Source organism: Shewanella putrefaciens, assembly GCF_016406305.1.
Taxonomy (GTDB): domain Bacteria; phylum Pseudomonadota; class Gammaproteobacteria; order Enterobacterales; family Shewanellaceae; genus Shewanella; species Shewanella putrefaciens_C.
The window spans coordinates 739,493-753,276 of sequence record NZ_CP066369.1 but is presented as its reverse complement, the minus strand read 5'-3'; the positions used below and the strand labels follow the sequence as shown (position 1 = coordinate 753,276).

The following is a 13,784-nucleotide window of genomic DNA, read 5'->3' as shown; positions in this document are numbered from 1 at the left end:
AGGCCTTTTTTATTATCTGCTGTATTTATTGGTTTGTATCAAAAGAGCTCCCCTGCACTATCTCACTATCTCACTATCTCACTATCTCACTATCTCACTATCTCACTGTCTCACTATCTCACTGTCTCACTACTTCACTATCTCACTGCCTCACTGCCTCACTGCCTCACTGCCTCACTATTTCACTCTCACTACTTCACTATCTCACTGCCTCTCTATCTAACGGGCACACTGCTTGTCTATCTAAGAGTCTCACTCACTGTTCAGGGTACAAAATCCTAGTTAGCGGGATTGTAAATCATCGATACCTTAACCCCAGTTTAAGGGAATGACACTGGTTCCCCGTCTATGCGGAAATGGCAAGATAACACCGCCATCAAATGGAAAGTTGCAGGCCTTGGTAAGCCTTGGCTTTCTCTCATCAATTGCACCTAATGATGCGTAAACCTAGCTAGTACAATGATAAATATAGTTTTATTGATATGCATACTCTAGTGCATAGGAGGTGTTTTGAAATAACTTGGCTTGGATTAGCTTGGTTGAAATAGCATAATGGGAAGCTTAGATTTAGCCCGCCAGAACTTTGCTTGGCGGGCGCAACATTGGCTAGAGGGCTAGCGTGTTATCTTCGGGTAAATGCGCTGGACTGACAGGTTTAGAAAATAAATAGCCTTGGAAGTACGGGCAATGCTGTTGCTTCAAAAACATGAATTGGGCTTCGGTTTCAACACCTTCGGCGACCACATCGAGCGCCAGACTGCTCGCTAATGAAAGAATCGTCTTAACGACGCTGGCATCTTCAGGGCTCTGAAGCATACGGTCGACAAACGAACGGTCAATCTTAAGGGTGTTGATCGGCAGCTTAGTCAGATAGTTTAACGAGGAGTAGCCAGTACCAAAGTCATCTAGGGAGAATCGAATTCCCAGCGCTTTAAGCTCCGCCATCGCTAGGGTGGTATTTTTAATGTCGTCCTGCAACATGCTCTCAGTTATCTCCAGCTGTAAGCTTGCTGGTGGGATAGCATATTGATTTACGGTGGCAACGACAGAGGCAACAAAATTTTCCCGCTGCAACTGTTTAGCACTGACGTTAACGGCGACCACCCAATGTTTGCGTGTCGGATGTGAACGCCAATCATGGATTTGTTTACATGCCGTACTCAGTACCCATTGGCCTATATCCAAGATCAGCGTGCTTTCCTCCGCCAGAGGAATAAATACCTCGGGGGAAATAGAACCTAAACTAGGGCTATGCCAACGGACTAAGGCTTCGACACCTTTAATCCTATTATTAGCGTTAACGACCGGCTGATAATGTAGTGAGAGCTCATCCCGTTCAATGGCGGTTTTTAATTCCCTGAGTGTTTCGTTACGACGATCCATTGCCCTCTGCAGCACAGGATCGAAAAACGTCACACAGTTACGCCCATTAGCCTTAGATTGATACAGCGCGATATCGGCTTGCTTGAGTATCTCGGAGGGATCTTCAACATCGTTGCTAAAAATACTGACCCCTATGCTGGCGGAGGTTCTGACCAATTTGCCACTGAGTTGATATGGCTCGGCGAGGAAGGTACAAATATTTTGGGCCATTTGCAGTAGATATCCCAGCGTTTGCGCCTGGCTCTCCCCTAACTCTGTCAGCAAGAGCACAAACTCATCCCCACCGAGTCTGGCACAATTAACCGCCGAGTTAGTAAACTGCTGAATGCGATGTGCCACTTGTTTCAGCAAATCATCGCCAATCCCATGGCCGAATGAATCATTGATATCTTTAAAGTTATCAAGGTCCAATAGCATGAGCGCATGAAAATTCACCCCGGCTTTAGCGCTGCACAACTCGCCGATTTTCTCTTGAAGAAAGCGGCGGTTTGGTAACCCAGTTAAATCATCGAACAGGGCGAGCCGTTTCGCCTCTTGTTCTGCTAATTTTTGCTCAGTGATATCCGCTCGGATGGCAATATATTGCAGGATTTTACCTTGCTCGCCGACAAAGGGCACAATAGTCGTGCTAACCCAATACAGGGATCCCTCTTTGGCACGATTGCACACCTCACCATGCCAAAATTGACCCCGGCTAATGGTGTGCCACATTTCCTTAAAAAAGACAGGGGCATGATAGCCTGAGTTGATAATCTTATGGGTCTTACCTATTAACTCCTGACGCGAGTAACCGGATATCCGGCAGAACTTCTCATTGACTGAGGTGATAACCCCTTTGGCGTCGGTAAAGGCAACGATCGCGTGTTCGTCCAGGGCGGTTCTAAGTTCCTCCATTTCCTTCATCGCCAGTCGTTTTTCATTTTCGGCGACTACTTTGGTCGTGATATCGCTCACCAAACACAGCACTGAATCTATGTTGCCATCGACTTGACGCTCAGGAACGGCCTTTACCATACAATAGGCCGTCGTACCGTCGGGCTTTATTACTCTGCGCTCAAACTCGATCGCCTGCCCGGTAAACGCTAACGCCAAATCTTGCCGGCAACTATCACAAAAATCCGCAAGAAACCGATTTGAGGTACGCGCATCGGAAAAGTCCGCCATAAATAGATTGATATAGCTGTGGTTACAGGCCGAGTCGAAGCGAATGACCCCGATCGGCAAATGATTCAAAATAGTATCGAGTTCGCGCTCATTTCTGGCGGAGCGCATCTCTGCAACATGGAGTTGATTATAGGGTTTTTCCAGTTCAGTCCAAAAAATACTCTTATAAATCAATAGTGCTGAGATTAGCTTTAAAATATGGCCAATAAAAAGTGACATATCGCTGGCGGCGACATACCCCGTCAAACTGAGCGAGCAAAGCGCCATGCTGTAAGCCGATGCGGCAAACAGTAAATGCTGGGATAACCGAGTCCTGTAATACTGAACCAAGAACCATCCTGTAAGTAGGGCATTGCCCAAAAACAGTAGGTATTCACAATTTTTCTTGAAGGAGGTTACACCAACACCGGGGACAAAGGTTTCGGGGAAGAGTGGCAGATAATACGAACCCGCATAAATCACCACTAAACTGACTAAGAGCCCCATCAGTGCCCAAAGTGCTTTACTTCCCCGTAAACGGAGCTTCATAGCGATTAAAATGAAGGTTATCAGTTCGATATAGCGGGCGGCCAACCAGAAAAATATCGATTTAGGCGTCGAGCTTTCGGAAAGAAAGTTGGGCATACCCGCATAGGAAATGGCATGAATAAAATCTAACAGTGCCACCGCGGTAAAACCGATAATAATGGTATTAGTGTAATAACTTTGCGCTTTATGAAGGGGTTGCAGCACAATAACAACGCAGGAAGCAAATACAAAAATGGACAGTAATTCAATACTCAAGTGCGAAATAATATAGCTGTCGCGGTTAAAGCCATTAAAGGATGTTCCTAGGGGGGATATAGCAAATCCAAATAGAATCAAAGTGATCGCAAGAAAAGTTACATTCCTCATATTTACCAGTCGAACTTCGCTCATCTATTCACCATTTTTCCCACTTGAACATTCAGTATAGGGGTAACAAAACTAAACCTTCTCCACCTATTTTAGGTTGTCCTATTAAATAAACGACAGAAGATAAACCATATAAAACTGAAAAAGCGTACAAAAGTGTGTCAGCCACTTATGCCCTAGCGCTTATCTTCTAGAGTGCCACTTCCCCATTTTGATAGCCCAGAGTATTTGATAGCCCAGAGTAATCACACACTTGGCACCACCGCCCCCTAACACCGCGCATACCCTCTCGCGAAAACGGCTTATCCTTACCATAAAAAACGCGATGCACCGCTATCAATATGAGTTTCTATCAGTATGAGCATCTATCGATATGAATATAAGAGGATTTAGCACTCAAAACCTAAGCCAAACACCAATTGAAGCTATTCTGTTACAAATATGTACATTTTAACAACATTTAATTTGCTAGCATCACGGCACTGGACTAGTTTTAAGTAGCGAGGCTTAACCTCAAGGTAGCAATTGCCTTTCCAACCCATAAACATAAACACTGTGAGTTGCAGCTAAAAATGAAAAAACAGGATCAAGAGAGTCGTTCGTCTATGCTGCCTAGGCTTATTTTTGCCATCGTTATACTCAATTTATTCATCATATTCGGTTCGGGGGATGCGACTTGGCTCCCCGTGATAGCCCCTATTTTATCCCTAGGTTACTTAGGCTATGAATATCACCAAATCAATCAACAACAAGCACTTGCGATATCCAAACAACTCGAACTGACCCAAGCAGAATCCGAGCTCAATGCGCTTAATGAACAATTACAGCACCTCAAGTCCTTCCTTAAGCAACTACTGCCAACTTGGCGTTCACAACAGCAATTAGCTAACCACCAACTCGTTACCGCAGTCGAAAATTTAGTGGCCCAGTTTACCGCGCTGTACCAGCAGCTACAGGATGCTATCAGTATTTCTAGCCATACTTTTAGCCAAGAAAACGGCCTAGGCGAGACAGTGCACACCTCGGAGCAACAACTCACTCTCATTACCCAATTGTTAAATAAAGCCATGGTGAATCGAAATGCTTTATTGAGTGAAATCACCACATTGGCGGGGATCACCGATGAATTAAAAACCATGGGCACTGAAGTCGCTGGGATTGCGTCGCAAACTAACCTGCTGGCACTTAATGCGGCGATTGAGGCGGCCAGAGCGGGCGAGAGTGGCCGAGGGTTTGCCGTGGTGGCCGATGAAGTGCGCTCCCTCTCAAACCGCTCCGGTGAAACAGGGGCAAGAATCACACGGCGTATCGACGAAGTGAACGATATGCTCAAACGCACCCTACTACAAACCAATGCCTTTGCAAGCCAAGATGATGAAGACTTAGCCCAATCAGAAAATACCATAGCGCAGGTGCTACAGGATTTTAAAGCGGTCGCTGAGACGATACTGTCAAACTCCATCACCTTAAAAGACAACAGCATTGCAGTGCAATCCGAAGTCAGTGCCGTGTTAACGAACCTGCAATTTCAAGACAGGGTGAGCCAAATTTTGGTCCAGGTCAGCACAGATATCGAAAAATTGGAACGGGAATTGACCCTAGAAGATGGCGTTTTTGACCAAGATATCCAAAGCTGGCTGACAAAACTGCAGAGCACATTCACCACCCTAGAACAGGTCTCTTTGCGCAGTAGACCTACTGCGTCCCAATCACCCGCAGAATCCGAAATTACCTTTTTCTGAGAAACACTATGACAAAAACGATACTCATTGTTGACGATTCGATCAGCATACGCCAAGTGGTCGGCATGACATTAAAAGGTGCCGGTTTCAATGTGATTGAAGCCTGTGACGGCAGAGATGCCCTCAGTAAATGCGATGGCCGCAAGCTCAACCTCATCATTTCAGACGTCAATATGCCCAATATGGATGGCATTAGCTTTGTCAGCGAATTGAAGAAACAGTCATCCTACCGCTTCACTCCGGTCATCATGCTCACCACCGAAGGGTCTGAAGACAAAAAGGCTGCGGGCAAGGCTGCCGGTGCCAAGGCTTGGGTCGTTAAACCCTTCAAGGCAGAGCAAATGCTCGATGCCGTAAACAAGCTTATTTTACCCTAGGGTTCAAATATGGCATTGCAAATTGAGCGCAAAGCGGATTTTCATATCCTCAGTTTCAGCAAAGAACTGAATATATTTTCAGTCAGAGATGACTTTGAGACTATTAAGCCTCTGGCACAGGAATTGATAAGCCAACTGCTTATCGATGTCTCCGAAGTGGAGGACTTTGATACCGCAGGCTTACAGCTACTCGCTTGGATGCATAGCCATATTGCCGCAGAGGAGTCAATCCGATGGTTAGGTGAAGATAATCCTGTCGTCACTAAGCTCGTCGGATTGTTCAGCCAAGATGCTTGCTCCCTGAGCCAACTACTCGCGGCGATGGAGACTGCATAATGGATATGGAACTGGCTAAGCAGTTATTTACCGAAGAAGCGCTCGATTTACTCAACGTGATGGAATCCAGCCTGCTCGGCATCGAATCGGGTGAAACCACAGTCGAGCAAGAAATTGATGCCATTTTCCGCGCGGCTCACACGATCAAAGGTTCTGCCGGACTGTTTGGTTTCGATGCTATAGTCGGCTTTACCCACAGCGTCGAAAGCGTGCTGGAGCAAGTTCGCGCCGGATCAATCACACTCGATGCCCCCCTGTGCGAGTTGCTCCTCGATTGCCACAAACAAATGAGCACTATGATAGATCTCATTGCCGGTGGCCCGGACTGCGTCGACATAGAAATGGGCGCGCGGCTCATTACCGCCTTAAATGGCTATTTAGCACCTAAGGCAACAATCCTTCCCCCGCCAGAAGAACCCGCTGTACCCGTATTAAATGACGCTTGGGGCATTCAAATCGCCTATGGTATCGATGTTTTCCGTGATGGCATGGACCCCGCATCCCAAATAAGTTACCTCTGTAAGCTTGGTTCGCTCGAAGCGATAACCCCTAAATTCCACTGGCCGGAAAATTTTGACCCTGAGTCTTGTTATCTCAATTTAAGCTTAGTGCTAGTCACAGATGCCAATAAGCAAACGATAGAAGATGTGTTTGAGTTTATTCATGAATCTAGTGAGATACACATACAAGCGCCCTTAAAAATCACCGAACAAATTAAGGCGATCCCCCAACAAATCGACAAGCTAGGTGAAGTCTTGCTCGAGGCGGGAGCCGTGACGAAACGCGAGCTAAACCAAGCGCTTGAACAACAAAAGACTCAACACGATAAAGCGGTTGGTGAACTGCTCGTGGCCCAGGGCGTAGTGCATAGTTCCGTTGTTGAAGAGGCCGTTAATCGACAGGCTCACCAAGAACATAGGCGTCCAAGCGACTATCAAGTCCTTAAAGTAGAAGCACGTAAACTCGACCAACTCATCAAACTGATCGGCGAGCTAGTCACCTCTGGTGCCACCAATGAGATGTTGATCCAGCAAGTGAATAATGAAGAGCTAACGGAAGCATTCTCGAGTATTTCGAGCCTGATTGAGCAGATCCGCGATAGTGCCTTAAGCCTACGTATGGTGCAGATTGGCGAATCTTTCAGTCGCTTAAAACGCATCGTTAGGGATGTATCACGGGAACTCAATAAAGAAGTCGAACTGGTCATCAAAGGCGCCGAGACCGAACTCGATAAAAGCATGGTGGAAAAGTTATCGGATCCGCTGATGCACCTGATTAGAAATGCCCTCGACCACGGCATTGAACCTGTGGATATTCGCAGCTACCGTGGCAAACCCGCTGCGGGTTTACTGCAACTCAACGCCTACCATGAGGCGGGCGCCGTGGTCATCGAAATTAAAGACGATGGCGCGGGTCTAGACCCAGATAAAATTCACCAGAAAGCCGTCGATAAGGGGCTGATCACCGCCGATACCAGCCTATCCAAGGAAGATATTTTTAAACTGATCTTTTCCGCGGGTTTTTCTACCGCAGCCCAGGTGACCAATTTATCTGGCCGCGGCGTGGGAATGGATGTGGTAAAACGCAATATAGAAGAACTTCGAGGACAAATACTCATAGACTCCGAATTGGGTAAAGGAACCTGTTTTAAAATTCGTTTACCTTTAACACTCGCTATTATCGATGGTTTTGAAGTGAGTGTCGGCAATAACCACTTTGTCCTGCCGGTCAATATGATTTATGAGTGCATCGAATTTAATCAAGCTGAATTAGTAAAAGACAGGGACTATTTAAATCTTCGCGGTGAAGTGTTGCCCTTTGTGCGCCTGAGTCAATTATTTAATATTCGTTCCGCTAAGAACGCCCGAGAAAATATCGTCGTCGTTCAGTATGGCGAAAATAAATCGGGTCTAGTCGTAGATACCTTGCACGGTGAATTACAAGCTGTCATCAAACCCCTCGCACCTATATTCAAAGTAAATAATGGGTTTACCGGCTCAACCATATTAGGCAGTGGTGATATTGGGTTTATTCTCGATATTCCCCAATTAATTGATTTTGCCTGTTCAACTGAACTACGCAATTCGCAAATCACAAAGACTGAAGGATAATCACTGTGGAACAGGCCCAAAAAGCAAGTAGAACCCAGTATCTGACATTCAGACTAAGAGAAGAGAGCTTTGGTTTTAGTATTGATTCTGTTAGAGAAATTATTGAGTACGGCCACTTAACATCTGTGCCGCTCATGCCAGAATTTGTCAAAGGGGTCATTAATTTACGCGGCGATGTTGTCCCGGTAATCGACCTATCAATTCGCTTAGGTAGAACACCGCTGATCATAGATAAGCGCTCATGCATCATCATTCTCGAAATTGCCTTTGAGGATCAGAGAGTCGTTATTGGTGCCGTGGTGGATAGTGTCAGTGAAGTGGTTGAAATTGATGAATTAGAAATTGAGCCAGCCCCCAGTTTCGGGGCAAAAATAAAAGCGCAATTTATAAAAGGTGTAGTGAATATTGAAGACCAGTTTGTGGTCCTATTTCACGGTGAACGAGTACTGTCAATAGAAGAGCTAGCTTCGTTAATCGACAACGTCAGCCCGCAGTTGGGATAAGGTAAATATAATGTTTGATAAAATGAAAGTATCGCTAAGATTAACGATTCTTGCGGCCAGCATGGTGGTATTGTTAATCATCATTGGAATATTTGGCATCATTGGTATGCAGGCATCCAATAATGCCATGGGCAGTGTTTATAAGGACAGAGTCGTTCCACTCAAAGATCTTAAACAGATTGCCGACATGTATGCCGTCAATATTGTCGATGTGGCACATAAGGTGCGTAATGGCAATCTGGATTGGCAGCAAGCGAGCGTCAACGTGGACCAAGCCTATCAAGTCATTCATTCCCGTTGGGACGCCTATCTCGCAACCGATCTCGTTGCCGATGAAGCAAAATTAGTTGAGCAACTCAAGCCATTGATGGAGAGTGCCGATCGAGAAGTGATTGTGCTCAAAACCATCCTCCAGAGCAAGGACATGGCCGCCCTCGACAGCTTTGTGCTTAACAAGCTTTATGCCGCCATCGACCCTATCTCCGAGCGCTTTGCAGCTCTAGTCGATGTGCAATTAAACGTGGCAGAAAAAATGTTCCTCGATTCTACCGCCGAATATGAACAGACACGTTTACTCAATATCGGTGTGATCATCTTCGCAATTATTGTCGGTATTGTACTGGGCTCGCTTATCGGCCGTAGTTTAATCCGCCAGTTGGGTGGAGAACCTATCTATGCCCAAGAAATTATCTCCCGCGTTGCAAGCGGCGACCTCACTGTGAATGTGGCCCTAAGGGAACACGACAACTCCAGTATGTTGTATGCCGTTGCCCAAATGGTAGACAAACTTGCCTCAGTCGTGACCGAAGTTCGCTCCTCTGCGGACACGCTCTCATCGGCTTCGGAGCAGATGACGGCGACATCGGAATCCTTGAGTCAATCCTCCTCCGAGCAAGCCTCCAGCATCGAAGAAACCTCGGCCGCAATGGAGCAAATGAGCGCGTCTATCAGCCAAAATAATGACAACTCAAAAATCACCGATGGCATTGCAAGTCAAAACGCAGTCAAGGCGATCAGCGGCGGTCAAGCCGTGAAGGAAACCGTCGCCGCCATGCGCGAAATCGCCTCTAAGATAGGCATCATCGATGACATCGCCTATCAAACCAACCTGTTGGCCTTAAACGCCGCCATTGAAGCGGGTCGCGCCGGTGAACATGGCCGTGGCTTTGCGGTAGTTGCCGCTGAGGTGCGCAAACTCGCCGCCCGCAGCCAGACCGCCGCCAAAGAAATCGGCGAAGTGGCAGGGAGTTCGGTGAAATTAGCCGAACAGGCGGGCGCACTGCTCGAAGAAATCGTTCCCAGCATTCAGCGCACCTCTGAACTCGTGCAAGAAATTGCCGCCGCGAGTAATGAACAGTCGACCGGTGCGGGTGAAATTAACGATGCCATAGCGCAAATCACCATAACGACCCAGCAAAATGCCGCCGCCTCGGAGGAACTCTCCGCCACGGCAGAAGAGCTGACCCAACAGGCCACTCAGCTGCAGCAGCTTATTTCGTACTTTAAGATTGCGATGCAGCAAGACCGTACACACCGCAGGCCTGCTCAGCCCAAAACCGTGGCCAAAAATCAAAAGAGTCGCAAATCCCAGGAGCCGCAGGACGACTTTGATTTTGAGAACTTTTAATAGACATGGAAAGCCGTATGGATAGCCTCACGTTGACAGATAACCAATTTGAAATTATCAAAGATTGGCTCTACCAACATGCGGGGATATTTTTAAATGCGAACAAGAGGAGCTTAGTCGCAGGGCGATTACATAAACGCTTAGCACAACTCGAACTGGCCAATTATGGCCAGTATATCGCCCTACTACAGGATGATTACGGCACAGAGCGTGAGGTGGCCATTAATTTGCTCACCACAAACGAAACCTACTTTTTCCGCGAGCCTAAACACTTTGAGTTTATTAAACAATATGTGCAGGCTCTACCCAAGGGCACAGAGATAAAGATCTGGAGCGCCGCTTCCTCCAGCGGTGAAGAGGCCTACAGTATCGCCATGGTATTAGCGGGCTACTTTGGTTGTCATGCCGACTGGAAAGTGGTGGGCACAGATATCAATACCCAAGTATTACAACAGGCTAAAAAGGCCACTTATCCCGTGATAAGAACGGAAAAAATCCCCGAAAATTACTTAAAAAAGTTTTGTCTTAAAGGTGTTCGCAAGGATAGCGGCTGGTTCAAGGTAAAACCCGAAGTCACTAAACATGTTGAGTTTATTAACTATAACCTGATGACGCCTCCCAAATGGGAGACTAAATTCGACATTATATTTTTACGCAATGTGCTGATTTATTTTAATTTAGCAGAAAAAAAGCACATTATTGCCAACGTGTTACGCTCGCTCAAACCCAATGGAATATTAATTGTGGGCCATTCAGAAAGTATCCATGGCTACCACTCGAAGCTTAGCCCGGTCAGGCCGAGCTGCTATAGGTTCAAGCATGATTGAACTACAGCCACACAAATCGACAGTCACCCTCGGGCCCGGTGATTTTTTGCTGAATACCCCATCGGTTCAAGAAATCAATACGATACTGGGCTCCTGTGTCTGCGTGCTCATTATCCACGCGAGCAGCAACTTTTATTGCATCAGCCACTACGTCAATATCCACCCCGAGCTCTCTTGGAGCCGCAAGCAGCCACCCAATGGTCGATATGGCAATCTGATTCTCCCCTATTTCCTCGATGAGGCCCGTAAACGTGGGATTGAACGTAAGGAGTTGGACGTATTTTTATTTGGTGGCGCCGGCTCTCCCAATAGTGAAACTCTGCCGGACCACTTCCAAGTTGGAGTACGCAATAAGCGCTTCGCGTTAGATTTTGTGGCGAGAAATGGCATGACACTCGCGGCGCAGGATCTGGGCGGGCAGATCGGCCGTCGACTCGCATTCTTCCCCGAGACGAGTCTTTTCGAACTGATGTACCTAGAAAATACCTAAGTGGCTAACCATGACGAATAAAATCAAAGTGCTTATCGTCGATGACTCCGCCGTTGTGCGGCAGGTATTGTCGGATATGCTCTCGGGACAAAAGGACATAGAGTTGATTGGCACGGCATCGGACCCTTTATTTGCCGTCAACAAAATGCGTGATATATGGCCCGATGTCATTATCTTGGACATAGAAATGCCGAGAATGGATGGCCTGACTTTTTTACGTAAAATCATGGGCTCTCGGCCCACTCCAGTGGTGATTTGCTCATCCCTCACCGAAAAAGGCGCCGAAACCACAGTTGCAGCACTCGCCGCGGGGGCTGCAGCCATCTTTACCAAACCCCAACTCGGCGTTAAGGCATTTTTACACCAGAGCCGCGATGAGTTGTTAGCGGCAATCCGTGAAGCGGCACTAGCCAAGTTAACCCGATTAGCACCACTCAATAAAACAGCTCCAAATAAATCCCAACTTAATCAAGCCCCATTAAATAAATCGATGATCAAGACCACCGAAAAAGTGGTCGCAATTGGCACATCAACCGGGGGGACGGTCGCACTAGAACAAATACTGACCTGCCTTTCCCCCCATAGCCCAGGGATAGTCATAGTCCAACATATGCCAGAAAAATTTACCGCCGCGTTCGCGCAACGCCTAAACTCCCTAAGTGAGATAGAAGTGAAAGAGGCCCAATCCGGAGACAGAGTACGCCCAGGGCTCGCACTGCTCGCGCCGGGTGGACAACATATGACACTGACGCGAAACGGTGCATTTTACCAAGTCGAGGTCAAAGCTGGCCCCGCCGTTAATCGGCATTGCCCGTCGGTCGACGTGCTATTTCGGTCGGTTTCCAAGCATGCGGGTAAAAATGCGGTGGGCTTTCTCCTGACAGGAATGGGGGACGACGGTGCAAGGGGACTACTCGAAATGCGCGAAGCTGGAGCCGATACCTTCGCCCAGGATGAAGCGAGCTCGGTGGTTTTTGGCATGCCTAAAGAGGCTATTAAACGGGGGGCGGCAATGTACATCATCGACCTTGCATCAGTGCCAGAAAGCATAATGAGCTATTCACAAGGATAATGCTATGAACCCTATGGCGACGCTATCTGCCTTGATAGTCGAAGATAGTAAAATTCAGCGGAAGTACTTAGTCGATTTATGTATGAGGCTAGGTGTCGTCGCTATCCAAGAAGCGGAAGACGGGCAATCGGCATTAACCATATTAGAGGAACATGACACCGAATTTGATGTGCTGATCTGCGATCTAGAGATGCCGGGCATAGATGGGATTGAATTGATTAACCTATTAGCCCGTAGACATTACATGTGTGGACTAATTATTGTCAGCAGCCGTGAAATGGCATTAATTCATGCCGTGGAACTGATGGCAAAGGTAGAAGGCTTAAATGTACTCGGCTCCCTACAAAAACCGGTGCAAATGTCTGAGTTAGAAAAGCTGATACAAAGCAACAAACTCACGCTTTCGGATATTAAACCGAGCGGCCACTCCCCTGCACCACAAGTGACCGAAAGCTTATTACGTCAGTCCCTGATTGATAATAGGTTTGTGCTGCATTTTCAGCCCAAAGTCTCGATAGCCAGCAGGAATATCGTCGGCGTAGAAGCGTTAGTTCGTCTGCAACATAATGAACGGCTTATTTTCCCCAACGACTTTATTCCATTATGTGAACATTACCAACTCATAGACGAACTCAGTATTTTGATCGTTGAAATGGTGATAAAGATGCAGCGAAAATGGCTCGACGATGGGCTATTTATCCCAGTTAATATCAACTTTTCCGCCACCTCTTTTGAAAGCCGAGAGTTTTCTCAGGCGATATTAGAACTCATCAAAAAATCTGGCATTCCACCGCAATATTTTATCTTTGAAGTGACTGAAACTGGGGTAGTGAAAAATACCGCCACTGCGCTTGCGATGATCACTCGGCTACGTTTAATGGGGTGCGGACTCTCCATCGACGATTATGGCACTGGCTATTCCTCCATTAAGCAACTCTCTCAACTGCCCTTTAATGAGCTTAAATTGGATCAGAGTCTGATTAATGGTATTAGCCATAAACTTCATTTGCAGATCATTTTTGAAAGCACCTTAACCATGTGTAAAAAATTAAATATTCGACTCGTAGCAGAGGGTATTGAATCCGTGAATGACTGGCATTACCTGCAAAAGAATGGCTGCCACATAGGTCAAGGCTATCTTATCTCTCCCCCTATGGCGGAGGCGCAACTCTTAGACTGGATAGCCAATGGCATGCATTTTCTTAAAAGCATTACGGCTGATAAAACATAAGCCGATTGAAATAGCCTATTAAAATAG

The 13,784-nt window shown here is 46.8% G+C and carries 11 protein-coding genes; 10 read left to right on the top strand and 1 reads right to left on the bottom strand.

Translation table 11 applies throughout. The features are described 5' to 3' along the window. Positions 1 to 606: 606 nt before the first annotated feature. Positions 607 to 3,465, bottom strand: coding sequence for an EAL domain-containing protein (locus JFT56_RS03345; RefSeq protein ID WP_198782302.1), 2,859 nt, complete (start codon positions 3,463 to 3,465; stop codon positions 607 to 609). A 548-nt stretch (positions 3,466 to 4,013) separates the two neighbouring features. Here JFT56_RS03345 and JFT56_RS19990 point away from each other — a divergent pair. Genes JFT56_RS19990 through JFT56_RS03295 form a run of 10 tightly spaced genes read left to right on the top strand, consistent with a single transcriptional unit; the run spans position 4,014 to position 13,757 of the window. After that, a complete protein-coding gene (locus JFT56_RS19990; RefSeq protein WP_198782301.1) occupies positions 4,014 to 5,183 on the top strand; it encodes a methyl-accepting chemotaxis protein in 1,170 nt (389 codons plus the stop codon). Positions 5,184 to 5,191: 8 nt separating this feature from the next. Next, positions 5,192 to 5,560 carry a response regulator gene (locus JFT56_RS03335; protein WP_198782300.1) on the top strand — a complete coding sequence of 123 codons (369 nt, stop codon included), beginning with the start codon at positions 5,192 to 5,194 and terminating at the stop codon, positions 5,558 to 5,560. 9 nt (positions 5,561 to 5,569) lie between these two features. Continuing rightward, positions 5,570 to 5,896: an STAS domain-containing protein gene (locus JFT56_RS03330; protein WP_198782299.1), complete on the top strand. Its 327-nt coding sequence runs from the start codon at positions 5,570 to 5,572 to the stop codon at positions 5,894 to 5,896. Next, positions 5,896 to 8,007 (top strand): chemotaxis protein CheA, encoded by a 2,112-nt coding sequence (locus JFT56_RS03325; protein WP_198782298.1) that lies wholly within the window; start codon positions 5,896 to 5,898, stop codon positions 8,005 to 8,007. Before JFT56_RS03330 ends, JFT56_RS03325 begins: the two co-directional genes overlap by 1 nt. 5 nt (positions 8,008 to 8,012) lie before the next feature. Then, positions 8,013 to 8,510 carry a chemotaxis protein CheW gene (locus JFT56_RS03320; RefSeq protein WP_233095563.1) on the top strand — a complete coding sequence of 166 codons (498 nt, stop codon included), beginning with the start codon at positions 8,013 to 8,015 and terminating at the stop codon, positions 8,508 to 8,510. A 10-nt stretch (positions 8,511 to 8,520) separates the two neighbouring features. Continuing rightward, on the top strand, positions 8,521 to 10,137 hold the full coding sequence (locus tag JFT56_RS03315) for a methyl-accepting chemotaxis protein (RefSeq protein ID WP_198782297.1): 1,617 nt from the start codon (positions 8,521 to 8,523) through the stop codon (positions 10,135 to 10,137). A 17-nt stretch (positions 10,138 to 10,154) separates the two neighbouring features. Beyond that, on the top strand, positions 10,155 to 10,964 hold the full coding sequence (locus tag JFT56_RS03310; protein ID WP_198782296.1) for a CheR family methyltransferase: 810 nt from the start codon (positions 10,155 to 10,157) through the stop codon (positions 10,962 to 10,964). After that, positions 10,957 to 11,454 carry a chemotaxis protein CheD gene (locus JFT56_RS03305; protein ID WP_198782295.1) on the top strand — a complete coding sequence of 166 codons (498 nt, stop codon included), beginning with the start codon at positions 10,957 to 10,959 and terminating at the stop codon, positions 11,452 to 11,454. The genes JFT56_RS03310 and JFT56_RS03305 overlap by 8 nt, the downstream gene beginning before the upstream one ends. 10 nt (positions 11,455 to 11,464) lie before the next feature. Beyond that, complete coding sequence (locus JFT56_RS03300; protein ID WP_198782294.1) at positions 11,465 to 12,526, top strand: protein-glutamate methylesterase/protein-glutamine glutaminase; 1,062 nt, start codon at positions 11,465 to 11,467, stop codon at positions 12,524 to 12,526. A 4-nt stretch (positions 12,527 to 12,530) separates the two neighbouring features. Continuing rightward, positions 12,531 to 13,757, top strand: a complete 1,227-nt coding sequence (locus JFT56_RS03295) for an EAL domain-containing protein (RefSeq protein ID WP_198782293.1) — start codon at positions 12,531 to 12,533, stop codon at positions 13,755 to 13,757. Positions 13,758 to 13,784: the final 27 nt, after the last annotated feature.

Bases quoted from the DNA above. Each gene is read 5' to 3' on its own strand.
- JFT56_RS03345 (WP_198782302.1), bottom strand. From the start codon at position 3,465: ATGAGCGAAGTTCGACTGGTAAATATGAGGAATGTAACTTTTCTTGCG.
- JFT56_RS19990 (WP_198782301.1), top strand. From the start codon at position 4,014: ATGAAAAAACAGGATCAAGAGAGTCGTTCGTCTATGCTGCCTAGGCTT.
- JFT56_RS03335 (WP_198782300.1), top strand. From the start codon at position 5,192: ATGACAAAAACGATACTCATTGTTGACGATTCGATCAGCATACGCCAA.
- JFT56_RS03330 (WP_198782299.1), top strand. From the start codon at position 5,570: ATGGCATTGCAAATTGAGCGCAAAGCGGATTTTCATATCCTCAGTTTC.
- JFT56_RS03325 (WP_198782298.1), top strand. From the start codon at position 5,896: ATGGATATGGAACTGGCTAAGCAGTTATTTACCGAAGAAGCGCTCGAT.
- JFT56_RS03315 (WP_198782297.1), top strand. From the start codon at position 8,521: ATGTTTGATAAAATGAAAGTATCGCTAAGATTAACGATTCTTGCGGCC.
- JFT56_RS03310 (WP_198782296.1), top strand. From the start codon at position 10,155: ATGGATAGCCTCACGTTGACAGATAACCAATTTGAAATTATCAAAGAT.
- JFT56_RS03305 (WP_198782295.1), top strand. From the start codon at position 10,957: ATGATTGAACTACAGCCACACAAATCGACAGTCACCCTCGGGCCCGGT.
- JFT56_RS03300 (WP_198782294.1), top strand. From the start codon at position 11,465: ATGACGAATAAAATCAAAGTGCTTATCGTCGATGACTCCGCCGTTGTG.
- JFT56_RS03295 (WP_198782293.1), top strand. From the start codon at position 12,531: ATGAACCCTATGGCGACGCTATCTGCCTTGATAGTCGAAGATAGTAAA.